Source organism: Nocardia sputorum, from assembly GCF_027924405.1.
GTDB lineage: Bacteria > Actinomycetota > Actinomycetes > Mycobacteriales > Mycobacteriaceae > Nocardia > Nocardia sputorum.
The window spans coordinates 4,184,454-4,210,396 of the sequence record NZ_AP026978.1; the positions used below are offsets into that span (position 1 = coordinate 4,184,454).

A 25,943-nucleotide genomic window follows, 5' to 3' on the forward strand; every position below is an offset into this window, starting at 1 on the left:
CGTCAGGAGGCGTCGGCGACGATCACCACACCGCTCGAGGCGTCCAACAGCGGAATCGTCCGCTCCGCGGCATCATCGACGTGCACGCGCGGGTGCGTGGGCAGTTCGGTCTCGTAATAGGTGCCCGGCCCGTAGAACTGGCCGTACTTCACCACCACGCCGTCGACGCCCAGCACGGCCGCTTCGTGCTCCTGGATCACCGCGCCCCGGCCCGCGGGCGGTTCCCACGCGATGCTCTGCGCCAGAAAACGTTTCGCACCGGCCGCCCGCGCGGCGGCGATCAAGTTGCGGGTGCCCTCGGTGCGAATGCGCGCGTTCGCCTCGGCTCGCTCCGGCAGCAGCGCGGCGTCGTCCGGCAGGTCGGTGAGCTGGTGCATCACCATGTCGGCTCCGAACCGCACCACGGCGGCGGTCAGCGCGTCGGCGTCGTAGACATCGCACACCACCGGCTCGGCGCCCGCCGCCCGCACCCGGTCGGCCTTGGCCGCCGAGCGGGTCATCCCCGCGACCTCGTGCCCCGCCTCGACGAGCAGCGGAAGCAAGCGGACTCCGATCACGCCGGTGGCACCGGCCAGGAAGATGCGCATGGTGTCGATTTTCCAGCGCCTGCGGCGCCGGGTGTGCGCGGCCCCTTCATCGCTCGCGTTTGCGCGACTGTGGCGTAGGCGACGAAGTTCGGTCGCAGCGCACCCAGGCGGTGGCCGCGTCGCCGTTCACGGTCCATTCGATGCCGCGTGCGGCCAGGAGGCGCAGGACGGCGGCGTTGTCCGTCGTCGTACTCACGAAGAGTTTCGTGTAGCCCTCGGCGGCCGCCCGATCGATCAATCCGGCGAAAACCGCGGTGCCGATGCCCTCGCCCCGGCGGGAGCGGCCGATCCAGACTCCCGCCTCGGCAGCGTCCGGCGCGTCGGGAAGCGGACACAGTCGTGCCGCTCCGACCACCTCGCCGTCCACTCGGATGCCGTAGGTCGACTCGATCGGCGGACTGGCCAGGGCGCGGTGGCGGTGGAACGCCCGGAAGCGCTCTTGCTGGTCGGTATTCCAGCCGCCCGGCCCGTCGACCGGCATCACCTCGCCCGGCTCCGCATCCGCCACCGCCGCATGGAGCAGATCGGTGAGGCATCGCTCGTCGAGCGGTTCCAGGGTGACATGGGTGGGCACAGCGCCGATCGTGTCACCCGGACCGTCCCCGGCGCGACCGTATTTCCTCCTGCTCAGACCGGAGTGATGGGCAGTCGCAGCGCGCCCGGCGCGGCGACCGGGACCGCCGGGTTCTTCGGTTCGATCGGCGCGAGCCTGCGGTAGGCCGTCCCGAGGGGCGGGCGCGGGTCGTCCTCGCCCTTGTTCGGCCACAACGCCATGGCCCGTTCGGCTTGGGCGGTGATGGTCAGGGAGGGATTCACGCCCAGGTTCGCCGAAATGGTCGAGCCGTCGGTGATGTGCAGGCCGGGGTATCCGTAGACCCGGTGATACGGGTCTACGACGCCGGTCTCGGCCGAGTCGCCGATCGCGCAGCCGCCGATGAAGTGGCCGGTGATCGGGATGTTCGCCAGTTCGGTCCAACCGCCCTGCGGGAGGCCGTCGATCTTCTCGGCGATCCGCCTGGTCACCTCGTGGCCCTCCGGGATCCAGGTGGGCGGGGCGGCGCCGTCGCCGAGCCTGGTCGTCATCCGCCTGCCGAAGAAGCCGCGCTTGGTGTAGGTCACGATCGAGTTGTCCACGTTCTGCATGACGAGCACGCCGATGACGCGCTCGGACCAGCGTCGCGGATTGTGCAGGCGCAGCAGGTGACGGCGCTGGGCCACCAGCGCCCGCACGCCCAGCCGCCAGCGGGCCCGGCCTTCCTGACCGTCCACGAGCACGGTGGCCAGCAGACTCATCGCATTGCTGCCCTTGCCGTAGCGCACCGGCTCGATGTGGGTGTGCTCGTTGGGATGGATCGACGAGGTGATCGCGACGCCCTTGGTGAAATCGGTGTCCTTGCGCAGCGAGCGCGCGGCGAGCACAGCCTCGGAGTTGGTGCGGGCCAAGTGTCCCAGCCGCGCGGAGACCTGCGGCAGACTGCCGCTGTCGCGCAACCGGTGCAGCAACTTCTGGGTGCCGAGCGCGGCCGCCGCGAAGATCACCTGGTCGGCGGTGAAGGTCTGCTCCGCCTTGCGCACCCACCGCCCGGTGCGCACCGTCCGCACTTCGTAGCCGCCCTCGGCCCGTGGGCGCACGTCCGTGACGGTGGTCAGCGGATGGACCGTGGCCCCGGCCTGTTCGGCCAGGTAGAGGTAGTTCTTCACCAAGGTGTTCTTCGCGCCGTGCCGGCAGCCGGTCATGCATTCACCGCAGTGGGTGCAGGTCGAGCGTGCCGGTCCGGCGCCGCCGAAGAACGGGTCGGCGACCTGCCGGCCCGGCCGGGAGTCGTTGTCCGCGAAGAGCACTCCCACCGGCGTGCGGCAGTAGGTGTGGCCGATGCCCATGTCCTCCGCGACTTCGCGCAGAATCCGGTCGGTCGGGGTGGTCGCCGGATTCTCGGTGACTCCGAGCATCCGTTTGGCCTGGTCGTAGTACGGCGCCAGCTCGTCCCGCCAATCGGTGATGTGCGCCCACTGCTTGTCGCGGTAGAACTTCTCCGGCGGCTCGTAGAGCGTGTTGGCGTACACCAGCGAACCGCCCCCGACTCCGGTCCCGCTCATGATGAAGGTGTCGTTGAGCAAGGTCATCCGCTGGATGCCATAGCAGCCGAGTTTCGGCGCCCACAGGTACTCGCGCAGATGCCAGGAGTTCTTCGCGTACTCGTGGTCGGCGAAGCGCCGGCCCGCCTCGAGCACGCCGACCCGGTATCCCTTCTCGGTCGCGCGCAGCGCGGCGACGCTGCCGCCGAAGCCGGAGCCGATGACGAGCACGTCGTAGTGGCTGTCCATGCGCTCGAGCGTATGGCGGCAAACGCGCAGGCCGGACGAGAGATACGGACGCGATATCGATATTTCCGGCCATCTTCCCGCCCGCTTCCCCGAGCAACCGCCGGAAACCCTGCGGTTACTCGTGAGCACACCGGTCAGGAATCGAGAAGCGCTGCTCATCGCCCCGGACTTAGCGTCACTGGCATGAACCTCACCACTGATCGAACCGCTATCGAATCCGTCATCCTCGAGGCGCCCGACCCCGCCGCCGCGGAGGCTTTCTACGCCGCCGCGTTCGACCTCGGCGACCGAGTGCGCGTCCGCGCGACCGAGACGCCGACCACCGGATTCCGTGGCTACATCCTGTCGCTGGTGGTGTCTCAGCCGAGCACCGTCGACAGCATCGTCGGCAGCGCGCTCGACGCGGGCGCGACGACGCTGAAGCCCGCCAAGAAGAGCTTCTGGGGCTACGGCGGGGTCGTCCAGGCACCGGACGGGGCGATCTGGAAGGTCGCGACATCATCGAAGAAGGACACCGGCCCGGCCACCCGGGAGGTCGACGATTTCGTGGTGCTCCTCGGGGTCGACAGCGTCAAGGCGACCAAGCGGTTCTACGTCGATCGCGGCCTGACCGTGGCGAAGAGCTTCGGCAGCAAATACGTCGAGTTCGCCGCCCCGCCTGCGTCGGTCAAGCTGGCGCTCTACGGGCGCCGTGCCGCCGCCAAGGATGCCGGCGTCGCTCCGGAAGGCACCGGGGCGCATCGGATCGCCTTCAACGGCACCCTCGGGTCCTTCTCCGATCCGGACGGGTTCGCCTGGGAGACCGCGGTCTGAGCCGATCCGGCGACCGGTCGGTCCGCCCCGGACAACGCCGTTCCGAGCCGGCCACCGCACCGGCCGGCTCGGCGTCGCGGGGAGGCGGTTGACAAGGAGCCACACCCTCCATATTCTCTTCTTTAACGAAGAGACATCTTCTGAGCAGATAAGTCTTTCGAGAAGATAAATAGGGAAAGGGTTCCCCATGACATCGGCCATCGCCGACACCGAACCGACCATGCCGCGCCAGAAGCGACGCCGCACCGCCGTGCGAGCGCTCGGGGTCGCCACACTGACGCTGGGCGTGGTCGCCGGCGGCGGATATCTGTGGCTGGATCGGACCTCCGGCGTCCGCGACGCAGGCGTCGCCGAGTGCACGCAGCTCACCCCCGACGGCGGCAATGCCGACGACCTGCGCGCAGTGTGCGGAACCATCGCCGCGATGACCGCGGCGTGGGACCGCAACGACGCCGACGCGTTCGGCGCGACCTTCACCGAGAACGCCACCTACACCACTTTTCTCGGCACCCACTACGCGGGCCGCCGGGATCTCACCGAGGCGCACCGCGCCTTGTTCGCGGGATTCCTGAAGGGCACCGAACTCGCCGACTCCTTCCTCGGCGTGCGCTTCTTCGGCGACGACGTCGCCATCGTCACCAGCCGGGGCGACCGCTACGAGGACGACCGCCCGGCGGAGCTGTCCAAGACACAGACCTACACGCTGGTCCGGGAAGCCGACGATCAGTGGCGGATAGCGAGTTTCCACAACACCAAGCGGCAGCCGGTCATGGAGCGCGTCTCGTTTCTGTTCGACCCGGCGACGAAGCCGGAAGCCGAACGGTGAAGGCACTGGTGACCGGCGCCAGCGCGGGAATCGGGCGCGCCATGGCGACAACTCTCGCCGCACACGGCTATTCGGTGACCGCCGTGGCGCGCGGCGCCGAAGGGCTCGAGACCTTGCTCGCCGAACTCGGCGACGGCCACGACTATCTCACCGCCGACCTGGGCACCGAAGAAGGGCTGCGGGCGGTCGCGGAGCGGCTCCGCCGGGGCGGATACACGCTGCTGATCAACAATGCCGGAACCGCCGAGCACGGCGATTTCGCCGCGCTCCCGATCGAATCATCGCTGGCCACTGTGGATCTCAACTGCCGGGCGGTGCTCGTCTTGGCTCGCGCCTTCCTCGGCGCGGCCACGCCCGGGTGCGTGCTGGTGAACGTGTCCTCGACGCTCGGTCACATACCGAAACCCGGCCTCGCCGTCTACAGCGCGACGAAGGCTTTCGTCACGGCATTGTCCGAAACCCTCTGGCACGAACACCGCTCACGCGGCGTCCGGGTACTGGCCCTGTGTCCCGGCGTCACCGCCACCGCCGCGCAGACCGCCACCGACGTGCCGCCCTGGCTGATCCAGACGCCCGAGCAGGTAGCCGAACGCGCGCGGAAAGCGCTGTCCGGCGACACCGGCCCCGTCGTACTCACCAGCCCGCTCAACCGGGCATTCATCGCCGCCGCGCGACTGCTCCCGCGCCGGGCCGCCCTGGCCCTGCTGGCCGACCGAAGGAGATCGCAATGACCACCACCGACACCGCCGCCATCCGCGCCCTCCTCGAGCGCAGCCGGGAGGCCTGGAACGCCGGCGACGGCGCCGCCTACGGCGCCTGCTTCACCGCGGATGCCACCGACGTCACCTATGTCGGCACCGTCTACCGAGGCGGCGCGGAGATCGGCCGCGCGCACCAGGCCTTGTTCGACAGCTTCCTGAAAGGCACGCGGTTGACCCTCGATATTCTCGACATCCGCTACTACGGCATGGATACCGCGGTCGTCGTGACGCGCGGAGAATCATCGAAGCGAGCGCCGAAGAAACTGGGCAAACTCGCGACTTACACCGTGGTTCGCGACACCGACGGGCAGTGGCGCATCGCGGCCGTGCAGAAGACCCAGCGCAAACCGGTCATGGAAGCGGTGTCGTTCCGGTCCCAGCCCGCCACCCGTCCCGCCGCGCACTGATGGCCGCCATCGCGGTGCTCGGCGCCACCGGACGCACCGGGCGCATCGTGGTCGACCGGGCCCTGGCCCGAGGGCATCGCGTCACCGCGATCGTCCGCCGGGCCACCACCGCGGCTCCCGCGCAGGGCGCGACCGTCGTCACGGCCGACCCGTGCGCTCCGGGTGCGCTCACCGGACTGCTCGACGACCACGACGCGGTGATCTCCGCACTCGGCGCGACCGGACGCGGCCCCACCGCCGTCTACTCCACCACCACCGCCGAGCTCGTCGCCGCGCTGCGGCCGGACGCGCGGCTTCTGGTGATCTCCTCGGCGGCGCTGGACGTCCCGGCGGAGGCGGGAGCGAGCACCAGACTCCTCGCCGCCGCGTTGCGCAAGGTCATGCGGTACACCTACGCCGATATGGCCCGCATGGAACACCTTCTGGCGCAGAGTGATCTGCGCTGGACAGTCGTCCGCCCCACCCGATTGACCGATGCGCCCGCCGGCGGCGGTCCGCGCGTCTCGCCGGGCGCGCGCCGGAAGGTCGGCCCGCGCACCGCACGGGCGGACTTGGCAGACTACCTCCTGGACGCCGTCGACGACCCGCACACCTATCAATCCGTAGTCGCCGTCTCGTCCTGATCCGACCGGGCGTCCGAGTCCGGACGATGCCCGTTCGCCGGATGACAGGAGCCGGTCGGCGACACGCCGTGGTGCCGGTCGGTCCCGGAGGCGGGTCGCGGACAGTTGTTCGGGCTACTATCTGGCAAGGTCGCTCACCAACGTTTCCGGCCGGCATCCCGGGACGGCAGCATCGATCACCCGGTACCAGGAGCCACCGGCACATCGGGCCCGGGCTTCCCATGCCTGACTGCGACGACGCCGGGGCCCTGCCGTGGCGCAGCTAGGATGTGCTTTCCGATCCCGGGTGCGGCGGGCCCGAGTGTGGAGAGTGCGAATTGCTCTCGAGGACAAGCGAATCGGAATTTCCCGGTGACCGAACACGGTAGGAGGTATGCGGGTGGGCGCGCCAGCGCGATCCGGAAAGCAGCGAATCATGGAGAAGGCGGGCGCTGCCGTGGCGACGATTGTGCTCATGTCGTCGATCGGCGCGACCGTGGCCACCGCCGCGCCGATCCACGCACCGATCTCGCGCGCCAGGGCAGGCGGGTACACGGATCTCTTCGTGCCCTCCAGCATGGGACCGATCAAAGTGCAGGTGCAGTGGGCGGCGCGCGGCGGGAGCGCGGCGCTCTACGTGCTCGACGGCCTGCGCGCGCCGGCCGATCACAGTCAGTGGACGACCGATACCGACGCCCTGCGCCAATTCGCGGACGACAACGTCACCCTGGTGTTCCCGGTCGGCGGGCATTCGAGCTTCTACACCGACTGGTACCGGCCGAGCAGTACGAACGGTCAAGAGACGACGTACAAATGGGAGACCTTTCTCACCCGGGAACTGCCTGCCTATCTGCAGCGGTACGGCGTATCGCGCACGAACAACGCCATCGTCGGCCCCTCCATGGGAGGCAATGCCGCCCTGACGCTGGCCGCCCATCACCGCGACCAGTTCAAGTTCGCCGGCTCCTTCTCCGGATTCCTGCACCCGACTTTCCCGCTCTGGAACGAAGCAATGCGCGCCGCCATGTGGGACGAGGGCAAATTCAATGTCGACGACATGTGGGGGCCGGCCGGTGACCCCGCCTGGAGCCGCAACGACGCCACCGAGCAAGCGGAACTGCTGCGCGGACTGCCGATGTACGTCTCCACCGGCAACGGCCTGCCCGGCCCGCTCGACCTGCCGTTCGGCCTCGGCAACACGGTGAACGCGATGGGCCTCGAGACGATGACGATCGCATCCGCGCAGATGTTCCGTGATCGGCTCGCGGCACTGGGAATCACCGCCCGCATCGACGTCCTCGACGGAACGCACACCTGGCCCTACTGGCAGCAATCGCTCGCGACGGCGCGTCCGATGATCCTCGACGCGCTCGGCGCACACTGACCTTCCGTCCCAACAGCGTTGCGGCTTCTCGGCGAAACGCGTCCGGGCCCGTCCCGGGCGTGTGGTCCCGGACATCGGCTGCGGCACCCGCACGCCACGACCCGCAAGTGCCTCGTTTCCGCTCCGGCAGGCGCGGGTAGCTCCGACAGGTGGCCGGCCGACGATCCGACCGGCCGACGTGTTCCGAGCAGTGAGGAGACGGTCGGGTGTCAGAGTTGTGGGCTGCGGGCGGGTGGGGATTGCTGGCCGGATCCGCCTTGCTGATCGGGGCTTTGGTGGGGTTCTTCGCCCGGATCCCGGCGAAGATCGTGGCCGCCGTGATGGGCTTCGGCAGCGGAGTGCTGCTCTCGGCGGTGTCGTTCGAGTTGATCGCCGAGGCGCACGAACGTGCCGGATTGCCGCCCACCGCCTTCGGCGCGGTGGGCGGTGCGGTGATCTACACCCTGGCCAACATCGCCCTGGCCCGCCGCGGCGCCCGTCATCGCAAGCGCTCGGGAGACCAGCAGCCCAGCGAATCCGAACAAGCCGGCTCCGGTATGGCCATCGCGCTGGGCGCTCTGCTCGACGGTGTACCGGAATCCATCGTCATCGGCTCGAGCCTGCTGGGCGGCAAAGCCGTCAGCGCCGTCACGGTGGCCGCGGTATTCATCAGCAACATCCCGGAGGGCTTGTCCAGCGCGGCCGGTATGCGCCGCGCGCAGCGCCACCCCCGCTACGTGTTCGGCTTGTGGGGCGGTATCGCGCTGATCAGTGGTGTGGCGGCGATGGCGGGTTACGGACTGCTCGGTGACGCCGCGCCCGCCGTACTGGCCGCCATCACCGCCTTGGCCGCCGGCGCGATCCTGGCCATGATCACCGACACGATGATCCCGGAGGCGTTCGAGAACGCCCATCTGTGGGTGGGGTTGATCACGGTGTCCGGTTTCCTCACCGCGTTCGCCCTGTCCCAGCTCGATCACTAGCGCTGTCCCCCAACGCTTTTCGGCGCGGCTCACACGACGGGAGGGACCGGATCCGCTCCGGTTGACTTCGAGCGCGCTCCAGGTCTTAGCGTCCGTCGTCATGACAGCAACATTGATCACCGGTGCGAACAAGGGTCTCGGCTTCGAATCCGCTCGCCGACTCGTCGCCGCGGGCCACACCGTCTACCTCGGAAGCCGGGACGCCGACCGCGGTCGCCGGGCCGCGACGGAACTCGGCGCGCGGCCGGTCCAGCTCGACGTCACCGACGACAACTCCGTGGCGGCCGCGGTCGAGGCCATCGAGGCGGACGGCGGGCTGGACGTACTGGTCAACAACGCCGGTATCGCGCCGGAGTGGGGTGTCGCCGACGCTGTGATCGGTGCCGCGGACCTGACCGCCGAGCTGATGCGCCGGACATTCGAGACGAATGTCTTCGGCATGGTGCGGGTCCTACACGCGTTCCTTCCGCTGCTGCGGCGTTCCGCCGCTCCGGTCGTGGTCAACGTCAGCAGCGGGCTCGCCTCATTGGCCCGGATCGCCGACCCGGGCACCCCGGCGCATGCCTACCCGGGCGTCGCCTATCCGGCGTCGAAAACGGCGGTGAACGTGCTGACCGTGCAGTACGCGAAGGCGTTTCCGGCCATGCGGATCAACGCGGTGGAGCCCGGATTCACCCGGACCGACCTGAACGGGAACAGCGGCAGGCAAACCGTGGAGCAAGGCGCCGAAATCATCGTGCGAATGGCGCAGGTGGGGCCCGACGGCCCTACCGGAGGCTTCTTCGACGCCGAAGGCGTCCTGCCCTGGTGATCACGGGGCACGCTCCGTCCAGCTGCGACGCCGACCGGGGCCGGGACTATCTGCTGCTCGGTTGCTGCTCTGTCGCTGCCGGTGAACGGATCGCGTGCGCTCGCGCGATGACCTCGCGCAGCCCGTACCCGTTGATGACGGGTATCCCGTAACGGTGCTGGAACCTGCTGCGCAGTTCGATGCGGGCAGGGGCCACGCAGCAGAGGGCGAAGCGTACCGACGAGGCGTCCGTCCGCATCCGGCCGGGCAGCTCGGACAGCGCCGCGTACAGACCGGGGACCGCGGAGAAATAGGTCGGCCGGATTCGCTCGATCCGATCCAGGAACGACCGCGGGCCGAGGTGGCTCGCCATGGTGGCGCGGCCCCCCACGGCCAGCGGCGACAAGGCGCCCAGCAAAATGCCGCTGATCTGCCGCATCGGCAAGGTCGACAGACTGTGGTCGGCATCGGTGAGGGCGAGCACCTTGATCACCAATTGGCACATGGCCCCGAGGTGGCGGTGGTCGAGCATCGCCCGGTCACCGCCGCAGTAGGTGATCAGCGCCAATTCCTCCGCACCGGGCCGCGCCGGATCGACGACTTCGCGTTCCGCCGCGGTGAGCGTGACGACCGGAACCGAAAGGCCGGCCCCCGCGGGGCGGGCGGCGGCGATGATGACTGTCGAACCGGAGTCGGATATCCGTCGGCCCGCTTCCGCGTCGTTCACCATCGGGTCGATCACGGCGGCCGCGGCCCCCAGACGCCACGTCGCGAACAGCGACACCACGAGTTCGACGGCGCTGGGCAGCATGATCGCGACCACGTCGCCGGTCGTGACGCCCACGGCCTGCAGACCGGAGGCGGTCCGCTGGACGGCGGCCAGGAATTCGCTGTTGTTCAGTTCGGTGCCGTCATCGGCAAGGGCGGGTGCGTGCGGGGCGGCTTCGGCGCGGCGGTCCGGGAGGGTCGAAAGCGTCATTGCGATCTCCTCGGCAACGGCGTTGGGATTCGATGACAACGGTAGAAAGCGTGGCTGGGCTGCACACCGTCGTTCAACGCTCAATTTCTTCACCCGTTTTGTCGCCCGAGGACAATATCGACCTCGCGATCGGCCGCGATCGCGCAGGCCAGGCAACTACGATCGGCTGGTGACGAATTCTCGTCGCGACCACGCTGTCGAGATAGAGCGTTTTGTCGGGAAAATCGCCGCCCGCATGAACGAGCAGGTGACGGATATCAGCGCGAGCATCCATCGCGGCCTCGAGGAGGAAATAGCCGAATTACGCGCGGATGTCCATACCGTCGACCTGCTCGGGGCCAGTGTGCAGGGCAATGTCGATACCGTGCTGCACGCACTGCGCCACGACATTCCCGCCGCGCGCATCCACCTCCCCGCCGCGGCCAGCGAGTACACCAGGCGGCTGGCCCAGCACGGTGTCCCGCTCAACGCCCTGGTGCGGGCCTATCATGTCGGCCAGCGGCTGGCGACCGAACGATTCTTCGCCGAACTGGCGGTCGCCGACCTCGCACCGGCGGATCGTTTCCTCGTGGCCCGGACCATCGCCACCCGGCTGTTCGGGTACCTCGACCGGATGATCCAGCAAGTCGTCGCGGTGTACGAAGGCGAGCGCGAGCAGTGGCTGGAAACGCGCAACAGTGTCCGCGCGCTGGGCGTGCGCGAGATTCTGGAGGGCAAGAGCGCCGTCGATGTCGACGCCACCACCGAGAAGATTCGTTATCCGCTGCGGTGGCACCATCTGGCGCTCATCGTCTGGTATCCGGATTCCGGCACGCACGGCGACGCACTGGGCCGGCTGCAGCGGTTCGTCCGCGGCTCGGCGGAGCCCGCACGAGCCGACGCGACTCCCCTGTTCGTCGCCGACGATCAACTGAGCGGCTGGGCCTGGCTCCCGTACCGCTCGGCGCGGCCCGACGCGATCGCGGGCCTCCGCGGTTTCACGGCCGCGCTGAGCGACGCGCCGCGGGTGGCGATCGGCGCGATGGCCCCCGGCGTCGCGGGATTTCGCCGGTCGCATCGCCTGGCCCGGAGCGCGCGATCGGTCGCGCTGGCGCGAGGAGACGCCGGGGACCGAGTCGTCGCGGCCGACGATCCCGGGCTACCGGTGGCGGCCCTGCTCGGCGGACACGGGACCGAAGTCCGGGAATGGGTCGGCGAGGTGCTCGGCGACCTGGCCTCCGACACCGGTAACGACGCCCGCCTGCGCGAGACACTCCAGGTGTTCCTGCGCACCGGATCGAGTTACAAAGCGGCCGCCGAGGAACTGGACTTGCACGCCAACTCGGTCAAATACCGTGTCGGGCGCGCTATTTCGCGACGCGGCAGGCCCATCGCCGACGATCGGCTCGACGTCGAACTCGCCCTGCTGATCTGCCACTGGTACGGCCCTCCGGATCCGCGGCCGGAAACGGCGTGAGTTCGCCGCGCGCCGGATTCGGCCGTTCCTGGGCTGCGTGCCCATATGTCACAGCCCTGCACATCTCTCTCGGCCTGACCCACCGGACACACCGCGGATCGAGCGCAGCAGGCGCGGTCGTACAACCGGCACAGCAGATCCGCACTGCCGCCGCTCGACGTCGAACGCACCTCCGGTGGCGCCCCTTCGGAACGATCAGGAATCGAGAAGTACTGGTGACCGGACCTCGCTAGCGTCTTCACCACCGACGTCCACCCGGCGATCACCGGGGGTGCTCATACGTAGAGGAGGACTCATGGATTGGAACAAGCGGATCCGGCAGACCCACCGGTGGCTGGCCGTCATCTTCACGGTGACTTTGCTCGTCACGGTCGCCGCCTTGGCGTTGCAGGGCCCGGTCTGGTTGTCCTACGTGCCACTGCCCCCGCTCGCCCTGCTTCTGTTCTCCGGTCTCGGCCTACTCGTGTTGTGGTACACCGCGAGGCGGCGCGACCGAGCAGCCGCGAACACCGCACCCCGGCAGGGCGTGGCAGCACAGGTCCCCGGACCCGCACCGCGAGTCCGGCGGCTGCACCGTTGGTCGGGCATCGTTTTCCTCTTGACCGTGCTCGCCACATTCGTCGCCTTGGCACCGGAGGATCCGGTCGTCTGGGTGTCATACCTGCCGCTTCTACCGCTCGCCGTGCTGCTGTTCTCCGGGCTGTACATGCTGGCACTGCCGTTCGCCGCCAAGCGCCGCGCCGCGGCGACCGACCCACGGCCGGGATTGCGCACCACGTCGTAGTCCCCGTGCGGGCGGCGCCGAGCCCGGCCATCGCGGGGCGGGTTCGCCGGTACGGCAGAGGGCGATATGGTCGGAGCATGCGATCCCGGCCGCTGACTTTGATCCAGGACGACCTCATCGACTACGACAAGGCCATGGAGCGCATGGGCGAGCTGGTCGACGAACGCCATAGCGGCGCGCGGCCGGATACGCTGTGGCTGCTGAGCCATCCGCCGGTCTACACCGTCGGGCGCAGGACGCCGCTGGAGCACCTGCCCGATCCGGCTCACCACATCCCGGTCGTGGAAACCACTCGTGGGGGCCAGCTCACCTATCACGGCCCCGGCCAGCTGGTCGGCTATCTCATCGTCCGGCTCGACTCCGGCGAAGGGGTTGTCGACTACATCCGGGAGGTCGAGTTCCGCCTGATCGAGGCACTCGGCCGACTGAACGTCCCTGCGGAACGCCGCGACACCCCACCGGGCTCGGAACTGCTCACCGGGGTGTGGACCACCCGCACCGCCCGCAAAATCGTCTCCATCGGGATGCGCCAGAGCCGCGGGATCACCAGTCACGGCTTCGCGCTCAACGTGAACGGCGACCTCGAACCGTGGCACTGGGCCGTCGCCTGCGGGCTTCCCGACGTCGACATGACCTCCGTGGCCCGCGAGACCGGGGCGGCCACCATGGAACAGGTGCGCCCGATCGTGGCCGCCGCGTTCGAGGCCGGCTGATCGTTCGGCACGCCGGGCGATCAGGCACCGCCACCGCCGATCCGGAGCGACTCAGGACGGCGCGCGAATGCCGTCGAGCACAAGCGCGACCACCGAATCCAGCGATGGCGGGTCCGCGACGGGCCGCGCCGCCAGCAGGGCGGACAAGACCTGGTCGTGGCAGATGCCCGCCAGCACGGCGACCGCGGCGTCGACCCGGGCGTCCGGCGCGAGGCGGCCGAGATCGCGTTCGGCGTGCAGATAGCCGGCCAGCCGATGCCGCCAGTCTCGCCGGGCATCCGATTCGGCGAAGCGGGCGAGTGCCGCGGGTTGGGCGAGCAGTCCGGCGATCACCGGCACGATCGCCCGGTGCAGGGCCAGCCCTCGGTCGAGGTAGACGCGCAAATTCGCTGCTACCGCACCGGTTCCTGCCTGCGGCAGCAGACCGAGTCCGCGTTGCACCTCGTCGACGTGCGCGCGCAGCGCGGCGGCGAGCAGTTCCTCCTTGTCGGCGAAATGGTTGTAGAGAACCCCGGTGGCGACCCCGGCCGCCCGCGCGATGGCACGGACGGTGAGACCGGCCGAACCCTGCTCCACCATCATCCGCTCAGCGGTCGCGATCAGATGAGCGCGTAGATCGCGGTCGTCGTCGCGATCGCTGAGGGCTGCGGCCTTTCTCGGTGCCATTCGGCCTACAGTAGCGGCGCCGACGCCGTGACCAGCCAGGCGGTGCCGCGCAGCCGGACGCCATCGGGTCGGTCGAACGGCCGCAATGCCTCGCGCAACGTACGCCGGGCATCCGCCTCGACCGTGGGGTCCACGAGGCTCAGCTGATGACGGATCGGGCCCCAGCCCAAGAGGAACTCGGCCGCGTCCGCGATGTCGCGGCCCCAGATGCCGTCCGCCTCGACGCGCGCGCAGCCGATGTCGTCGAACCCCGCGGCCGACAGCACCTCGCGAACCCGCCCCGGATCGGAGAACGAGGTGGGGCCGTGGCCGTCCTCCGGCCCGGCGTACGGGAAATGCGTGGCGAGCGCACCGAATACGGTGCCGAGATCCGTTCCGCCCAGTGCGGTCATGGCCACGAACGCGAGGCGGCCCCCGGGTCGCAGCGCGCGGGCGATGTTGGTGAAGGCGGCGATCGGGTCGGCGAAGAACATGATCCCGAACCGGCTCATCACCACGTCGAACGCGGCGGCGGGGAACGGGTGCACCTGCGCGTCGCCTTGCCGGAACGACACATTCGCGATGCCCTCTGCCCGCGCGCGGTCGCGGGCGCGGGCGAGCATCGGACCGGACAGGTCGAGACCGGTCGCCGATCCGGAGCCTGCCCGTGCGGCGGCCAATCGCGTCAATTGGCCGTTCCCGCAACCGATGTCCAGCACCCGATCGCCGTCCCGGATGTCCGCGGCGGCCAGCAGCGGCTCGTTGAACCCACTGTTGACCGCGTCGTATCGGCCGTCGTGCTCGGCCCAGTGCGCGCCTTCGTAACCGTTCCACGCCTGCGCCTGCGCGATGTTGACGATCTCGGTCATCGAACCTCCTCGAACATTATGAACACACGTTCATGAACATGCGTTCATAATGACTCCTAGCGCCGCCGAGGTCAATGCGCTGGCCCTATCTCGGGGCGGGCGGCAGGTTCTCGGAAACGAAAACGGTCACCTCGAGCGCGTGCCGCGGGCCCCGAACGCGCGCGCGGCGCCAAGGCGCGCATGCCCGCCTTCACGACGTTCGCGTAGGCGGTGGTCGCGGCCCGATCCGTGCGCCCGCACTGATCCCTCGACCACATCCTCGCTTTCGCGCATCGACATCCGAGCCTTGCCGCCCCTCCGTTCGCGACACTATGCGTTACCAGACGTATCCCAAACGCAGGAGCCAGTGGTGCTGGCCCAGCACAGAATCCGCGCGTCGATTCGCGCGGGCCGCACGGCGTGTGAAGAATGCTCGCAATCGCGAAAGTAATTGTCCGCCTGGGGATAACGTGCCATATGGAGCGGACGGGAATGACTGGAGAAATATCGGTGGTATTGCTGTGGGTGGCGATCGTCGGCATCGTCGTGGTTCTGCTCGGCGGTGCGGCCGCGGCCATGGTGTGGGATCCGGATTCCCGCCGCAGAGCCCGGGCAACCCGCAAGGGCGTCGCCCTGCCGTTGACGAGCATGCCGTCAGCGGGCGACAGGTGGCCGCGCAGGCCCTGAGACATCGTCGGCCGACCCCGGGCATGCCTTTCCGCCGGGTCCGGCCAGTTGAGCGGCCCGCAGCGGAGCCAGGCAATGTTGCCGGACAGTTGCCAATTCTGTCGCATGTCAGGCTTCCGAGGGCATGTGCACCAGGTACGGTGCGGGATACGAGCACTGCGCTGGTCATTCGCGAGCACCTGCGCGCGGCACCGAGTACCCCGAACGAGACGGAGGCGCGGCAGTGACAGAAGCCACGACCGGGCCGTGGCCGGCGTTGCGGGTGGACGACTGGACGCCCACGCGAGAGACGCTGCACATGTGGACGCAGATCGTCGGCAAAATCCGGCTCTCGCACGCTCCGCTGGTCAACCATTGGTGGCAGGTCACCTTCTACGTCAGCCCGAGGGGACTGACCACCTCCGCCATCCCGCACCCCACCGGGTGCTTCGACATCGAATTCGACTTCCTCGATCATCGACTGCACATCCGGTCCAGCGACGGCCGGAACCGGCAGGTCGCGCTCGAACCCAAGCCGGTCGCGGCCTTCTACGCCGAAACCGTCGAGGCGCTCGGCGAACTCGGCGTGCCGGTGCACATCCAGGCCAGGCCCAACGAGGTCGAACCCGCCATCCCGTTCGCCGAGGACTACGAGCATCGCTCCTATGACGCGGCGGCCGCCACGTTGTTCTGGCGGCAACTGCTCGCCGCCGATCGCGTCATGCACGAGTTCCGTTCGCGCTTCATCGGCAAAGTGAGCCCGGTGCACTTCTTCTGGGGAGCGATGGATTTGGCGTGCACCAGATTCTCCGGGCGAGCAGCTCCTCGGCACCCAGGGGGCGCACCCAACTGCGGCGACTGGGTCATGGTCGAGGGCTACTCGCACGAACTGAGCAGTTGCGGCTTCTGGCCTGGCGGCGGAGCGGAAGGCGCCTTCTACGCCTACGCGTATCCGGAGCCCGAGGGATTCGCCGAGTACCCGGTCGGTCCGCCGGACGCCTTCTACAGCCGGGAGAACGGCCAATTCCTCCTGCCCTACGAGGCGGTTCGCACGTCCGCGGCGCCTGAGCGCGCACTGCTCGAGTTCCTCGACACGACGTATGCGGCCGCCGCCGAACTCGGCCACTGGGACCGCGCCGCGTTGGAGGCCGACCCGGACCGCTGGCAGCGCGAACGCGGGTCGCGCGGCCCAGCCGAGACGCGACGGTAACCGGCTCAGCCGGGTGAACGATGCGGCCTCGACGGTCGCGCGTCGCCAATCCAACAGGCCGGTCGCCCTCTTCGCATGCGTGGCACGCGGACCGGATGCGCTCCGCATGGTTTGAGGCGCACACTCTCCGGTTACCTGAACAACGGCACGTTGCACAGGTCAAGATCGAGCGCGCAGCCATGTAGTACTCGATTGACGCAGGTAGAGCGCCTTTGTTCCCATGAGTGGGAAAAATCAGTGCCAACGACTCACTGATCAATGTATCGTTATATGACGGCACGTTAATCGACGGGATGAAACTAATGCACAACACGAGGAAGCGCGTGACAGTGCGTCGAGTGGTGGCCTCGGCGCTGATCGGTGGGTCGGTCTTCACGGCGGCGGCGGTCGCTTCGCCCGAACCTTTTGTCACCACCACAGCGGACCGGTACTCGCACAACCCCGCCGACAAGCGCGGTTCCGGTGTCGGCGAGCGGTCCAGGAGCAGCAACCACGGCGGATACCGTGGACGCAACGAGCGTCCGTGCCAGTACACCCCGGAGGGTTACTGCACCGGCGGGCGCTGATTCCGGCCCACTCGCCCTCCCCGCGGCGAGCCGGGATCGCTCGGGCGGCCCGAACGGGCCGCCCTTCCGCGTGGCATCAGACCTCGGCGGGACCGTAGTCCAAGTGGACGACGCCGTTGGCGTAGACCTCCTGCTCTTTGAGCGCGAGCTTGGTCGCCTCGACGCCGTCGCCCCACAGCCGCTTGCCCTTGCCGAGCGCTATCGGGTACACGAACAGGTGCAGGTCGTCGACCAAGCCGTCCGCGAGCAGCGCCCGCACCAGCGTGCCGCTGCCACTGACATAGATGACGCCGTCGACCTCGTCCTTCAGCTTGCGGATGACATCCGGGTCGTAAGCGCCCAGACGGGTGCTGTTGGCCCATTCCACCTGCGGCTCCCGCGCACCCACCACATACTTGATCGTGTCGTTGAAGAACGGCGCGCCCGGGTCGTCCTCGGCGGTGCGGGTCGACCAGGCCGGGGCGAACATCTCGAACGTGGTGCGGCCCAGCAGGATCGCCTTCGACGCCGAGGTGATCGCGCCCAGGGTCTCCCCCATCTTCGGGTCGAACCCGTATTCGAAGGTCCAGGACGGATCCTCGTACACCCCGTCGAGGGCGATGAATTCGTGCACTGCGATGGTGCCCATCGGTTTCCTTTCACGTGCGGCGGTCGCCGGGTGCGGCCGGTCTCGGTGTCGAGAACGACTCTGCTGGCACCGCCATACGATTTGTTTACGGTCGGTCCGTCACCGGCGCACCGACTCGGTTCGCGGTTGCTTTCTACCGCACGAACGGCGATTCGGCCCGTTCCGCGCGCAAGGCGCACGCCCACCACAAGAGCTGGGTGGCCAGCTTCCGTCGCTCGCGAAGCGCTGCCGGGCCTTGGTGATGGTCACGGTACGCCGGATGGGCACGGCGTTCAGTTCGCCGAAAACGTGCGGTATGAGCGGCGGCGTGACCGCCCGTGGCGAGCTCTCTTTCCGGCACTGGAACGGCACGCGCGCACGGCCGCGCGGCTGTTCGCCGAGCGATCCCGCGCGATCCTGCGGCCGAGGCCGTACTGAGCATCGCCGCCACCTGACGCACACGTGGAGCGCCGCTGTCCGGCGGCGCAGTCGGCGCGGACAGAAGAACACCGGCCCGACGGTGAGCGTCGAGCCGGTGCGTCACGAATCCGCGCCGTGGGTCAGCCGATGATCGCGTTCATGATCGTGCCCGCACTCGTCGCCACCGCGCCGCCGGCCATCGCGCTGGCGACCATCTTCGGCGACTGGAGAGTGCCGCCGTTCCATTTCTCCCACGCGAACCTGCCGCCCCCGTAGGTGATCGCCGTGATTCCGGACAACTGGACCAACCAGGTGAAGTAACGGCCCATCTGCATCAGTTTGTCCGCGAGCGGCGGCTCTTCCGCGGTCGGATTTTCGAACTGCGCGATCACGGTGTCGTGCAGCGCGGCGAGAATCATGCTCACGTTCGTGCTCCTTTTCGCATGCCGAGGTGATGCCGGAGACAGATTCGAGCGAAAGAACCGCGCCACCGAAGAAGTCCGGCGCGCGACGGGCACTGCGACGCCCACGGCCGCCGATTCGGCGGTCCCGTGTCGTGTCCTGCTTTCCTGCCGGGAAAGTGGAGACAAGATCAATTAGACCGCACGGCGCGAATGTATTCCCCGCGACACACCGCGCCACGCATGATCGAACTCACAGCCGACTGCCCTGCCGGAGGAGGCTGCGACGACTACGATTTCACTAGGTGCGGGACCGACATGTCGGTGCAGTGCGGCGCCGAACCTTCCGCTGAGATCACCGTGACCGCGGGGAGGGCACAATGCACACCGCTTTCTTGATTCCACTGCTCATCACGCTGTTGATCGTCACCGCGACGGCCGTCGTGGCCGGTTACGCCACCGCTGTCGCCGCCTATTGGTGCGAGCTGCGCTCCACCGAAAGGCACGGCGGCCGGCCGAATATTTCGCCGCGCTGACGTTTCCTCGAACACGCCGAACGGGCCGGGTATCCCGCGGCACCCCGGCCCGCCGTTCGTCCGATCAGACCGTTACGCCGGATTTCGCGGTGACCGTCTCGCCGATCCACGGCAGCACCGCGTCCCGCACCCGCACCGTCCGCGGCAGCAGGCCATTGGCGGCCAGCAGATCGGCCGCGTGCTGCTGTTCGTCGAGGAATTCCGCGGAGACGGGTTCGACGCCGAAGGGCCTGCCGCGCAGCGCGGCCTCCCACGCGTCCAGGCTCGCGGTCCCGCCGCGAGCTGTCACGTCGTCGACGAAGTACCTGGCGGCCGCGCGCGGGTTGTCCTTGATCCACGCGTCCGACTGCTGCAAAGCGGTGATGATCGCCGTGAGCGCCGCGGGATCGCCTTCGGCGAAGTCCCGGCGGGTGAACCACAGCGAGGGGTGGCTGAACAGCGACTCGGTGTCCACGAGCGTCCGCAGGTCGGCGGCCGCCTCGATCGCGGCCAGACCCGGATAGGCGCCGACCCAGGCGTCCAGATCGCCGCGCAGCAGCGCCGCGCCGCCGTCGTGCACGTCGGTGTCCACCGGCTCGACGTCCTTCCACGCCAGGCCCGCGCGGTCCAGTGCGAGCAGGGCGAGGGTGGTCTGCCAGGAACCGTGCGCGATGCCGACCCGCTTGCCCTTCAGATCCAGCACCGTCTCGATGCCGGAATCGGCCCTGGTGACCAGGCGGCCGTTCTCCACCCGCGGCCCGGAGATGCCGACGTAGACGATGTCGCGTCCGTTCGCGAGCGCGGTCAGCGGCGGCGTGAAGCCCGTGCCGATGAAGTCGTAACCGCCGTCGAACAGATGATCGGAATGCAGCGACGGAAGTCCCGACCGCGGGTCGACCGGCGCGGGGCGTGGCAGGTCGCGCAGGTCGACCCATTCCACGTCGGGCAGCAGGTTCTCCAGGATGCCGCGGTGGCGCAGGACGAACAGGGAATTGTTGTGCGGGAAGTAGCCGACACGAATGGTCATGATCGCTCCTCGATTCGGATGTGCGGCGCCGGTCAGATCAGGCCGCGGCGGCGGGCCTCGTCGGCGAGGCCGGTGCGGCTCCACTGCACCGCGAGGTTGGACGGATCGAAATCGACCGAGCCGCCGAGCGTTTCGGCGATCGCCTGATACTGCGCGCCCTCCTCGAGCAGCACGACGAACTTTGCCAGCTCCAACAGCCCAGCCCGCCCGATGACGTTCGCACCACCGTTGGCCTCGAAGATCGCGACCAGGTCCGGGTCCTCGACCAGCTGGGACAGGATGAAATCGCCCGCGCCGACGCTGCGGTCGATGTGCGGCGGGACCGCCCGGGACAGGGTGAGCCGCTGCGCGGCCGCGTAGCGGATCGGGAGCGTGCGATGGGTTTGCGCCCACCCGCCCAGCCACGGGGTGTGGATGTGCACCACGGAAGTGATCTCCGGATGCGCGCGGAACACCTTCGCGTAACCGGTGACGAATCCGGCGGAGCCCGTCCCGGACAGCACCTCGCCGTCGAAGGTGGCGACCACCGGCGCGATGGTGCGGTCGTCGGCCCACGGCCCCGGCTCGTTCAGGGCGACGGCGATCTCCTCGCCGGGCACGCGTTCGACGAAGTTGACGGTGCCGTTGCCGGAGACGGTGCCGGTCTCCCGGAACACTCGGAAGGCTTTCTCGGCGTCGCGGGTCGCGGCGGCCACGAACGCGGTGACGGACTCCGGCAACCGGGTCTCGGTGGTGGTCATGGTCTCTCCTGAATCAGCGTGCGGGGGAAAGGGATGCGGCGGGAGTGGAGGCGGTGAGCCGGGATCGGCCCAGCAGCGGGAGCACTTCTTCGCCGACGCGGTACGCCTCCTCCAGATGCGGGTTGCCCGCGAGGATGAACGCGTCGACACCGAGGTCGATCAGCTCGTCGAGCCGCTGCGCGACCTGCTCGTAGCTGCCGACCAGGCCGAATGCCGGGCCGCCGCGGATCAGGCTGAAGCCGCACCAGACGTTGGGCTGGACTTCCAGGTCGCGGTAGCCGGTGATGGTCTCCGGCACCCACCCCTGGATGCGGGCGGCGCCGACCGAGTCGCCCTTGGCGGCCCGCTCGGCGGCGCCGCGGTCGACGAAGGCCCAGCCCTTCTCGATCTCCGCCCAGGCCGCCTCCTCGGTGTGCCGGGCCAGGATGTCGATGCGGACGGCGAACTTCGGTGTGCGGCCGATCGTTCCGGCGTGGGCGCGGACGCCGTCGAACTTGGCGCGCAGGTCGGCGAACGGCTCCAGCCAGGACAGGTAGTAGTCGGCGTGCCTGCCCGCCGCCCGCACCGCGGCGGCCGAGGACCCGGAGAAGTACACCTCGGGAAACGGCTGGCCGGCGATGCCCGGGGCGAGCGCGGCGCCCTCGGTCCGGAAGAACCGGCCGTCGTGGTCGTAGGGGTCGCCGTCCCACACGCCGCGCAGCACGTCGAGGAACTCGCTGGTGCGGGCGTAGCGATCGTCGTGCGCGACCTTGTCGCCCCACCAGAGCTGGGCGGGCCCGCCGCCGCCGCTGATGATGTTGTAGACCAGCCTGCCGCCGGTCGCCCGCTGCAGGCTCGCCGACATCCGCGCCGCCTGTACCGGGTGCAGGAAGCCGGGCTGGAAGGCGACCATGAAACGGTAGGTGGTGGTCTCCCTGGCCAGCGCCGCCGCGACCGCCCACGGGTCGTCGGTCACCGGGAACGACGGCAGCAGACCGCCGAGGAAACCGGCTGATTCGGAGGCCCTCGCCACCGCCGCCATGTGGTCGATGTAGCCGTAGCCGTCGAGGGCGCCGCCACGGATGGCGGGGGCGATATTGCCCGGTCCGTAGCCGTTGGCGTGGCCGCGGTTGTAACGGCGTGGCGTGCGCAGCGACGCGTGGTCGCCCTCCATGCCGATGCGCCAGTAGATGTCGATGGTCATGCGGTTGCCTCCTGCGCGGTCATGGTGCGGCCGACCGGGTCGGCGAGGAACAAGAGGTGCTCGCCCGCGCGGTGCAATTCCTCGATGTGCGGGTGTCCGGACAGCACCACGCTGTCGATGCCCGCTTCGGCATAACGCGAAAGCTGCTGCGCCACTTGTGCGTAGCTGCCGACGAGGCCGATGGCTGCGGCGTAGCCGAGGTCGGCGAATCCAGCCCAGCGGCCGTCGCCCAGATCGTGCTCGCGTGCGTCCGGGCCGTCCGGGTGCACCTCGCGCCACTGCCGATCGACGCGGGCCCAGGCCTCCTCCTCGGTTTCCCGCGCGATCACCGGCAGTTCCAGCCCGGCGCGTACCGTCCGTCCCACCGCCGTCGCGCGTTCCCGCAAGGCGGCGATCGCGGCGCCGACGCCCGCCGCGGTCTCGGTGAACACGTGGACGTCGCCGTGTGCGGCCGACAGTTCGAGCGCGGCGGCGGAATCGCCGGTCAGGTAGACCGCCGGGAACGGCAGCCCGGACAGGATGCCGCGGAAGCCGCCGTCGATCACGTCGTAGTGCGCGCCTTCGTAGTGGAACCCCGTGCCGGCGAATCCCGCCGAGGGCACCGGGGCCTCGTTCCATACGCCCCGGGCGACGGTGAGGAACTCCGCGGCCCTGGCGTAGCGGTCGTCTCCGGTGACGCGATCGCCGCGTGCCCGCGCGTCGGCGGGATCGGTGTCCACGGCCAGTTGCCAGGCCAGGCGTCCGCCCGAGATGCGTTGCAGGGTGGCGGAGATCTTCGCCGCGTAGACGGGGGTGCCGAACGCGGGCTGGAATTCGACGACGACGCGGGAGTGCCGGGTGCCGCGCAGCGCGCCGCCCGCCACGATCCACGATTCCTCACCCTGCGGGTCGTAGGGGGCGAGCACCCCGTCCAGCCCGGCCAGCTCGGCGGCATCGATGATCTGAGCGAGGTCGTCGAACGGACCGAAGTGTCCCGGCCGCAGGTCGGTCGCCGGCGTCAGCGGCGCGGGTCCGCCGAATCCGCCGCGATTGCGTCGTCCAGCAGGGGCATGACGGCCGTCACCACGGGAAGGCAAGCGCCACAGGAACTCCGTCATGCGGGGACCTTTCCCGACTCGACGAGCTCCCTGGCCCGGGCCAGCGGCTCGTGCGTGACCCACGAGGCCAGGTCGAAGTCGGCGGCGAGGAAACCGTGCGTGTAGAGGAATTGCTTCTGCACGCCGAGCAGCTCGATCCGCTCCTCCGACAACGACGGATGCAGATCGCGGTGGAAGTTCTCGCCGTACGCCGCGACCACGCCCTCCGGGCCGGACAATGTCTCCCGCTGGAGCACGTCGCGGACACCGGCCAGGTTGCCCGCGGCCCAGTCGGCGGCGCGCAGGCTCTGCGCGAGGAATTCGACGACCAGCTCGGGGCGCGACTCCAAGAGCTCGGAGTGCACGGTGATCGGTCGCGGCGTGCCGTTGTTGACCCGGAAGCGTTTTGCTTCGGTGGTATCCAGGTCCACCGCGACGCGCAGGCCGTGTTCCCGCGCGACCTCTTGGGCCCGAGCGCCTTTGACATAGATGGCGTCCACCTCGCCGCGCAGCAGTTCCTCGACACCCCAGGTAACGACGCGGCGGTTCACCTGGACCTCCGTGCGCACCTGCGGATCGCGCTCCACACCGATCTCGACCACGCGCACGTCGGCGAGCGTGTGGCCACCGAGCCGCAGGGCGTTCGCGAAACCGTGCAGGGCCATCGCGCGGGGGAAGCTGCGCGCCTGGTCCTGCGCCCACGCCGGCACGCCGACGCGCAGCCCGGCCAGCTCGGCGGGGCCGCCGACGGAGGAATGCGGACCCACCAGGATGGCCTGCGCCTCATCGACCCAGGTCAATCCGATCAACCGGGTCGGCGAGCCCTGGGCGCGCGCCGCCAGGGCCGGGACGTTGCCGCCCTCCCGGATCAGTCCGGACAGATCGTGCAGGAAGTGGTGGCCGGCCAGCTCCGGCCCCGCGTCCTGGAGGACGCCGAACTCCAGCCCGGCTCGCGCCGCGGCGTCGCCGAGCCAGCCGAGGCTGTGCGCGAGCCCGCTCGCGGTGGGCACCGGGCAGCGGGTGTACCAGAGGGTGTCGGTCATGAGGCACTCCTTGGAGCGGGCGTGGTGCGGTCCACGCCGAGCTGGGTGAGGAAAAGGGACTGAAAGCGCAAGGTTTCGGGGTCGGCGCGGTCGCGCGGGCGGGCCACGTCGATGGCGACGTCCACGGCGAAGCGCCCGTGGTCCAGGATCAGCACGCGGTCGGCCAGGCGGATCGCCTCGTCGACGTCGTGGGTCACCATGAGCACCGCCGGACGATGCCGGGCGACCAGGTCGCCGACCAGATCCTGCATCTGCAGGCGGGTCAGTGCGTCTAGCGCCGCGAAAGGCTCGTCCAGCAGCAGTAATTCGGGTTCCCGGACGAGGGCGCGGGCCAGCGCCGCGCGCTGCGCCTCGCCACCGGAGAGCGTGGCGGGCCATTGCCGGGCTTTGCCGTCGAGGTTGACCTCGGCCAGCGCGCGCAACCCGGCTTCGCGGTGCTGCCGGGAACGGCGCTGCCCCACGATGACGTTCGCCAGCACCCGTTTCGAGGGAATCAGCCGCGGTTCCTGGTAGACGGTGGTGCGACGGCCGGGCACGAGGATCCGCCCCGCGTCCGGCGCTTCGAGGCCGGTGAGCAGGCGAAGCAAGGTGGTCTTGCCGGTGCCGCTCGGCCCGAGCAGGACGACGAACTCGCCGCGCCGGATGGTCAGGTCCACGCCGTCGAGCACCGTCTTCGCGCCGAACGACTTGCGCAGGCCCGAGATCGAGACGGCGACCGGTTGCTCCGTCGCCGGCGCGGTGGTCACCTCGGCTCCGGGTTCGGTGACGGCGGTCATCGGATCGCCACCTGCCCGCGCCAGGGCATCGCGAACCGCTCCGCAACCCGCACCAGTCCGTCGAAGACCAATCCGAGCAGCGCGTACAACACGACGCACAGCACCATGTAGTCGGTGCGGTTGTACTCCTGGGCCAGCGTGACCAGGTAGCCCACGCCTTCCCTGGTGCCGACCTGCTCGGCCGCGATGAGACCGGTGATGCTGATCGACAGGCACACCCGCAGCGCCATCAGCACGCCGGGCAGGGCCGAGGGCAGGATGACCTCCAGCACCAGCCGCGGGCCGGTGAGCCCGAAACTGCGCGCGGCCTCGACCATCTTGCGATCGACGTTGCGCACGCCGAGATAGGTGTAGGCGTACATCGGCGCCACCGTCGCGACGGCGATGAGCAGCACCTTGTACAGCTCGTCGATGCCGAACCAGGCGATGAACAGCGGCACCAGCGCCAGGAACGGCACCGCGCGCAAAATCTGCATCGTCGAATCGACCAGTTCCTCACCGAGACTCGACAGCCCCGACAGGAGGCCGAGCGTCAACCCGATGGCCACACCGATGCCGACGCCGAAGGCGGCGCGCGCGAACGACGCGACCGCGAAGTCGAGCAACTGGCCGGTGCCGAGCAGTTCGGTGAACGCCGTCCACACCGCGGGCGGGCCCGCCAGCACGCGTTCGGAGAGCGCTCCGGTCGCCGAGCCCACCCACCAGCCCGCGACGATCAGGGCGGGAAGCAGGAACCGCAGCGGCACCGAAAACCAAGTGGACCTGCGCTTTCCGGCGCGACTACGGGGCGGGGCGAGTTCCGTGGGCCCCGCCGCGGGGATCACCGCCATC

The 25,943-nt window shown here is 69.4% G+C and carries 30 protein-coding genes; 15 read left to right on the forward strand and 15 right to left on the reverse strand.

Features of this window, described 5'->3' with window-relative positions; all coding sequences use genetic code 11:
- Positions 1–2: 2 nt before the first annotated feature.
- From QMG86_RS18790 to QMG86_RS18800, 3 genes are read right to left on the reverse strand one after another with little or no spacing between them, the layout of a single operon-like run.
- Positions 3–587 (reverse strand): NAD-dependent epimerase/dehydratase family protein, encoded by a 585-nt coding sequence (locus QMG86_RS18790; protein ID WP_281873695.1) that lies wholly within the window; start codon positions 585–587, stop codon positions 3–5.
- A 46-nt stretch (positions 588–633) separates the two neighbouring features.
- Positions 634–1,161 carry a GNAT family N-acetyltransferase gene (locus QMG86_RS18795; protein ID WP_281873696.1) on the reverse strand — a complete coding sequence of 176 codons (528 nt, stop codon included), beginning with the start codon at positions 1,159–1,161 and terminating at the stop codon, positions 634–636.
- A 53-nt stretch (positions 1,162–1,214) separates the two neighbouring features.
- On the reverse strand, positions 1,215–2,912 hold the full coding sequence (locus QMG86_RS18800) for a GMC family oxidoreductase N-terminal domain-containing protein (protein ID WP_281873697.1): 1,698 nt from the start codon (positions 2,910–2,912) through the stop codon (positions 1,215–1,217).
- A 183-nt stretch (positions 2,913–3,095) separates the two neighbouring features.
- Here QMG86_RS18800 and QMG86_RS18805 point away from each other — a divergent pair, with 183 nt between their 5' ends.
- From QMG86_RS18805 to QMG86_RS18840, 8 genes are all read left to right on the forward strand, one after another.
- Complete coding sequence (locus tag QMG86_RS18805) at positions 3,096–3,725, forward strand: VOC family protein (RefSeq protein WP_281873698.1); 630 nt, start codon at positions 3,096–3,098, stop codon at positions 3,723–3,725.
- 187 nt (positions 3,726–3,912) lie between these two features.
- Entirely contained in the window at positions 3,913–4,551 is a 639-nt protein-coding gene (locus QMG86_RS18810; RefSeq protein ID WP_281873699.1) for an SgcJ/EcaC family oxidoreductase, read from the forward strand.
- Positions 4,548–5,282, forward strand: a complete 735-nt coding sequence (locus tag QMG86_RS18815) for an SDR family NAD(P)-dependent oxidoreductase (protein WP_281873700.1) — start codon at positions 4,548–4,550, stop codon at positions 5,280–5,282. Before QMG86_RS18810 ends, QMG86_RS18815 begins: the two co-directional genes overlap by 4 nt.
- On the forward strand, positions 5,279–5,719 hold the full coding sequence (locus tag QMG86_RS18820) for an SgcJ/EcaC family oxidoreductase (protein ID WP_281873701.1): 441 nt from the start codon (positions 5,279–5,281) through the stop codon (positions 5,717–5,719). The genes QMG86_RS18815 and QMG86_RS18820 overlap by 4 nt, the downstream gene beginning before the upstream one ends.
- On the forward strand, positions 5,719–6,342 hold the full coding sequence (locus tag QMG86_RS18825) for an NAD(P)-dependent oxidoreductase (protein ID WP_281873702.1): 624 nt from the start codon (positions 5,719–5,721) through the stop codon (positions 6,340–6,342). Before QMG86_RS18820 ends, QMG86_RS18825 begins: the two co-directional genes overlap by 1 nt.
- A gap of 373 nt (positions 6,343–6,715) precedes the next feature.
- Positions 6,716–7,705, forward strand: coding sequence for an alpha/beta hydrolase (locus QMG86_RS18830; RefSeq protein WP_434086109.1), 990 nt, complete (start codon positions 6,716–6,718; stop codon positions 7,703–7,705).
- Positions 7,706–7,911: 206 nt separating this feature from the next.
- Positions 7,912–8,667, forward strand: coding sequence for a ZIP family metal transporter (locus QMG86_RS18835; RefSeq protein WP_281873704.1), 756 nt, complete (start codon positions 7,912–7,914; stop codon positions 8,665–8,667).
- Positions 8,668–8,767: 100 nt separating this feature from the next.
- Positions 8,768–9,478 carry an SDR family NAD(P)-dependent oxidoreductase gene (locus QMG86_RS18840; RefSeq protein ID WP_281873705.1) on the forward strand — a complete coding sequence of 237 codons (711 nt, stop codon included), beginning with the start codon at positions 8,768–8,770 and terminating at the stop codon, positions 9,476–9,478.
- Positions 9,479–9,524: 46 nt separating this feature from the next.
- Here the strand turns inward: QMG86_RS18840 and QMG86_RS18845 are convergent, their stop codons facing one another.
- Complete coding sequence (locus tag QMG86_RS18845) at positions 9,525–10,436, reverse strand: class I adenylate-forming enzyme family protein (protein WP_281873706.1); 912 nt, start codon at positions 10,434–10,436, stop codon at positions 9,525–9,527.
- A 169-nt stretch (positions 10,437–10,605) separates the two neighbouring features.
- On the opposite strand from QMG86_RS18845, the gene QMG86_RS18850 reads away from it, so the two are divergent.
- From QMG86_RS18850 to lipB, 3 genes are all read left to right on the forward strand, one after another.
- Positions 10,606–11,892, forward strand: coding sequence for a PucR family transcriptional regulator (locus QMG86_RS18850; protein ID WP_434086208.1), 1,287 nt, complete (start codon positions 10,606–10,608; stop codon positions 11,890–11,892).
- A 295-nt stretch (positions 11,893–12,187) separates the two neighbouring features.
- Complete coding sequence (locus QMG86_RS18855) at positions 12,188–12,676, forward strand: hypothetical protein (RefSeq protein WP_281873707.1); 489 nt, start codon at positions 12,188–12,190, stop codon at positions 12,674–12,676.
- Positions 12,677–12,753: 77 nt separating this feature from the next.
- A complete protein-coding gene (gene lipB / locus QMG86_RS18860; protein ID WP_281873708.1) occupies positions 12,754–13,389 on the forward strand; it encodes a lipoyl(octanoyl) transferase LipB in 636 nt (211 codons plus the stop codon).
- Between the two features lie 51 nt (positions 13,390–13,440).
- Here the strand turns inward: lipB and QMG86_RS18865 are convergent, their stop codons facing one another.
- Positions 13,441–14,055 carry a TetR/AcrR family transcriptional regulator gene (locus tag QMG86_RS18865; protein WP_281873709.1) on the reverse strand — a complete coding sequence of 205 codons (615 nt, stop codon included), beginning with the start codon at positions 14,053–14,055 and terminating at the stop codon, positions 13,441–13,443.
- Positions 14,056–14,060: 5 nt separating this feature from the next.
- Positions 14,061–14,903 carry a class I SAM-dependent methyltransferase gene (locus QMG86_RS18870; protein ID WP_281873710.1) on the reverse strand — a complete coding sequence of 281 codons (843 nt, stop codon included), beginning with the start codon at positions 14,901–14,903 and terminating at the stop codon, positions 14,061–14,063.
- A 471-nt stretch (positions 14,904–15,374) separates the two neighbouring features.
- Here QMG86_RS18870 and QMG86_RS18875 point away from each other — a divergent pair, with 471 nt between their 5' ends.
- From QMG86_RS18875 to QMG86_RS18885, 3 genes are all read left to right on the forward strand, one after another.
- Positions 15,375–15,569: a hypothetical protein gene (locus tag QMG86_RS18875; RefSeq protein WP_281873711.1), complete on the forward strand. Its 195-nt coding sequence runs from the start codon at positions 15,375–15,377 to the stop codon at positions 15,567–15,569.
- Positions 15,570–15,867: 298 nt separating this feature from the next.
- On the forward strand, positions 15,868–16,758 hold the full coding sequence (locus QMG86_RS18880; RefSeq protein ID WP_281881027.1) for a DUF5996 family protein: 891 nt from the start codon (positions 15,868–15,870) through the stop codon (positions 16,756–16,758).
- A 323-nt stretch (positions 16,759–17,081) separates the two neighbouring features.
- On the forward strand, positions 17,082–17,324 hold the full coding sequence (locus QMG86_RS18885; RefSeq protein WP_281873712.1) for a hypothetical protein: 243 nt from the start codon (positions 17,082–17,084) through the stop codon (positions 17,322–17,324).
- Positions 17,325–17,400: 76 nt separating this feature from the next.
- Here QMG86_RS18885 and QMG86_RS18890 read toward each other — a convergent pair whose 3' ends face one another.
- Together QMG86_RS18890 and QMG86_RS18895 are read right to left on the reverse strand one after the other, a co-directional pair.
- Complete coding sequence (locus QMG86_RS18890; protein ID WP_281873713.1) at positions 17,401–17,952, reverse strand: dihydrofolate reductase family protein; 552 nt, start codon at positions 17,950–17,952, stop codon at positions 17,401–17,403.
- Positions 17,953–18,491: 539 nt separating this feature from the next.
- Positions 18,492–18,770, reverse strand: a complete 279-nt coding sequence (locus QMG86_RS18895) for a hypothetical protein (RefSeq protein ID WP_043736702.1) — start codon at positions 18,768–18,770, stop codon at positions 18,492–18,494.
- 362 nt (positions 18,771–19,132) lie between these two features.
- Here QMG86_RS18895 and QMG86_RS18900 point away from each other — a divergent pair, with 362 nt between their 5' ends.
- On the forward strand, positions 19,133–19,288 hold the full coding sequence (locus QMG86_RS18900; RefSeq protein WP_281873714.1) for a hypothetical protein: 156 nt from the start codon (positions 19,133–19,135) through the stop codon (positions 19,286–19,288).
- 64 nt (positions 19,289–19,352) lie between these two features.
- Here QMG86_RS18900 and QMG86_RS18905 read toward each other — a convergent pair whose 3' ends face one another.
- The 7 genes from QMG86_RS18905 to QMG86_RS18935 are packed head-to-tail and all read right to left on the reverse strand — an operon-like array spanning position 19,353 to position 25,942.
- Complete coding sequence (locus QMG86_RS18905; RefSeq protein WP_281873715.1) at positions 19,353–20,294, reverse strand: ABC transporter substrate-binding protein; 942 nt, start codon at positions 20,292–20,294, stop codon at positions 19,353–19,355.
- Positions 20,295–20,326: 32 nt separating this feature from the next.
- On the reverse strand, positions 20,327–21,034 hold the full coding sequence (locus tag QMG86_RS18910) for a class II aldolase/adducin family protein (RefSeq protein ID WP_281873716.1): 708 nt from the start codon (positions 21,032–21,034) through the stop codon (positions 20,327–20,329).
- Between the two features lie 13 nt (positions 21,035–21,047).
- A complete protein-coding gene (locus tag QMG86_RS18915; protein ID WP_281873717.1) occupies positions 21,048–22,217 on the reverse strand; it encodes an LLM class flavin-dependent oxidoreductase in 1,170 nt (389 codons plus the stop codon).
- The gene (locus QMG86_RS18920; RefSeq protein ID WP_281873718.1) at positions 22,214–23,314 is read right to left on the reverse strand and encodes an LLM class flavin-dependent oxidoreductase; all 1,101 of its coding nucleotides are present in this window, start codon (positions 23,312–23,314) and stop codon (positions 22,214–22,216) included. The genes QMG86_RS18915 and QMG86_RS18920 overlap by 4 nt, the downstream gene beginning before the upstream one ends.
- The gene (locus tag QMG86_RS18925) at positions 23,311–24,336 is read right to left on the reverse strand and encodes an ABC transporter substrate-binding protein (protein WP_281873719.1); all 1,026 of its coding nucleotides are present in this window, start codon (positions 24,334–24,336) and stop codon (positions 23,311–23,313) included. Before QMG86_RS18925 ends, QMG86_RS18920 begins: the two co-directional genes overlap by 4 nt.
- Positions 24,333–25,112, reverse strand: a complete 780-nt coding sequence (locus QMG86_RS18930; RefSeq protein WP_281873720.1) for an ABC transporter ATP-binding protein — start codon at positions 25,110–25,112, stop codon at positions 24,333–24,335. The genes QMG86_RS18925 and QMG86_RS18930 overlap by 4 nt, the downstream gene beginning before the upstream one ends.
- Positions 25,109–25,942 carry an ABC transporter permease gene (locus tag QMG86_RS18935; RefSeq protein ID WP_281873721.1) on the reverse strand — a complete coding sequence of 278 codons (834 nt, stop codon included), beginning with the start codon at positions 25,940–25,942 and terminating at the stop codon, positions 25,109–25,111. Before QMG86_RS18935 ends, QMG86_RS18930 begins: the two co-directional genes overlap by 4 nt.
- Between the last annotated feature and the right edge of the window lies 1 nt (position 25,943).

Bases quoted from the DNA above. Each gene is read 5' to 3' on its own strand.
- QMG86_RS18790 (WP_281873695.1), bottom strand. From the start codon at position 587: ATGCGCATCTTCCTGGCCGGTGCCACCGGCGTGATCGGAGTCCGCTTG.
- QMG86_RS18800 (WP_281873697.1), bottom strand. From the start codon at position 2,912: ATGGACAGCCACTACGACGTGCTCGTCATCGGCTCCGGCTTCGGCGGC.
- QMG86_RS18805 (WP_281873698.1), top strand. From the start codon at position 3,096: ATGAACCTCACCACTGATCGAACCGCTATCGAATCCGTCATCCTCGAG.
- QMG86_RS18810 (WP_281873699.1), top strand. From the start codon at position 3,913: ATGACATCGGCCATCGCCGACACCGAACCGACCATGCCGCGCCAGAAG.
- QMG86_RS18820 (WP_281873701.1), top strand. From the start codon at position 5,279: ATGACCACCACCGACACCGCCGCCATCCGCGCCCTCCTCGAGCGCAGC.
- QMG86_RS18825 (WP_281873702.1), top strand. From the start codon at position 5,719: ATGGCCGCCATCGCGGTGCTCGGCGCCACCGGACGCACCGGGCGCATC.
- QMG86_RS18830 (WP_434086109.1), top strand. From the start codon at position 6,716: ATGCGGGTGGGCGCGCCAGCGCGATCCGGAAAGCAGCGAATCATGGAG.
- QMG86_RS18840 (WP_281873705.1), top strand. From the start codon at position 8,768: ATGACAGCAACATTGATCACCGGTGCGAACAAGGGTCTCGGCTTCGAA.
- QMG86_RS18845 (WP_281873706.1), bottom strand. From the start codon at position 10,436: ATGACGCTTTCGACCCTCCCGGACCGCCGCGCCGAAGCCGCCCCGCAC.
- QMG86_RS18855 (WP_281873707.1), top strand. From the start codon at position 12,188: ATGGATTGGAACAAGCGGATCCGGCAGACCCACCGGTGGCTGGCCGTC.
- lipB (WP_281873708.1), top strand. From the start codon at position 12,754: ATGCGATCCCGGCCGCTGACTTTGATCCAGGACGACCTCATCGACTAC.
- QMG86_RS18865 (WP_281873709.1), bottom strand. From the start codon at position 14,055: ATGGCACCGAGAAAGGCCGCAGCCCTCAGCGATCGCGACGACGACCGC.
- QMG86_RS18870 (WP_281873710.1), bottom strand. From the start codon at position 14,903: ATGACCGAGATCGTCAACATCGCGCAGGCGCAGGCGTGGAACGGTTAC.
- QMG86_RS18875 (WP_281873711.1), top strand. From the start codon at position 15,375: ATGACTGGAGAAATATCGGTGGTATTGCTGTGGGTGGCGATCGTCGGC.
- QMG86_RS18880 (WP_281881027.1), top strand. From the start codon at position 15,868: ATGTGGACGCAGATCGTCGGCAAAATCCGGCTCTCGCACGCTCCGCTG.
- QMG86_RS18890 (WP_281873713.1), bottom strand. From the start codon at position 17,952: ATGGGCACCATCGCAGTGCACGAATTCATCGCCCTCGACGGGGTGTAC.
- QMG86_RS18895 (WP_043736702.1), bottom strand. From the start codon at position 18,770: ATGATTCTCGCCGCGCTGCACGACACCGTGATCGCGCAGTTCGAAAAT.
- QMG86_RS18900 (WP_281873714.1), top strand. From the start codon at position 19,133: ATGCACACCGCTTTCTTGATTCCACTGCTCATCACGCTGTTGATCGTC.
- QMG86_RS18905 (WP_281873715.1), bottom strand. From the start codon at position 20,294: ATGACCATTCGTGTCGGCTACTTCCCGCACAACAATTCCCTGTTCGTC.
- QMG86_RS18910 (WP_281873716.1), bottom strand. From the start codon at position 21,034: ATGACCACCACCGAGACCCGGTTGCCGGAGTCCGTCACCGCGTTCGTG.
- QMG86_RS18915 (WP_281873717.1), bottom strand. From the start codon at position 22,217: ATGACCATCGACATCTACTGGCGCATCGGCATGGAGGGCGACCACGCG.
- QMG86_RS18920 (WP_281873718.1), bottom strand. From the start codon at position 23,314: ATGACGGAGTTCCTGTGGCGCTTGCCTTCCCGTGGTGACGGCCGTCAT.
- QMG86_RS18925 (WP_281873719.1), bottom strand. From the start codon at position 24,336: ATGACCGACACCCTCTGGTACACCCGCTGCCCGGTGCCCACCGCGAGC.
- QMG86_RS18930 (WP_281873720.1), bottom strand. From the start codon at position 25,112: ATGACCGCCGTCACCGAACCCGGAGCCGAGGTGACCACCGCGCCGGCG.
- QMG86_RS18935 (WP_281873721.1), bottom strand. From the start codon at position 25,942: ATGGCGGTGATCCCCGCGGCGGGGCCCACGGAACTCGCCCCGCCCCGT.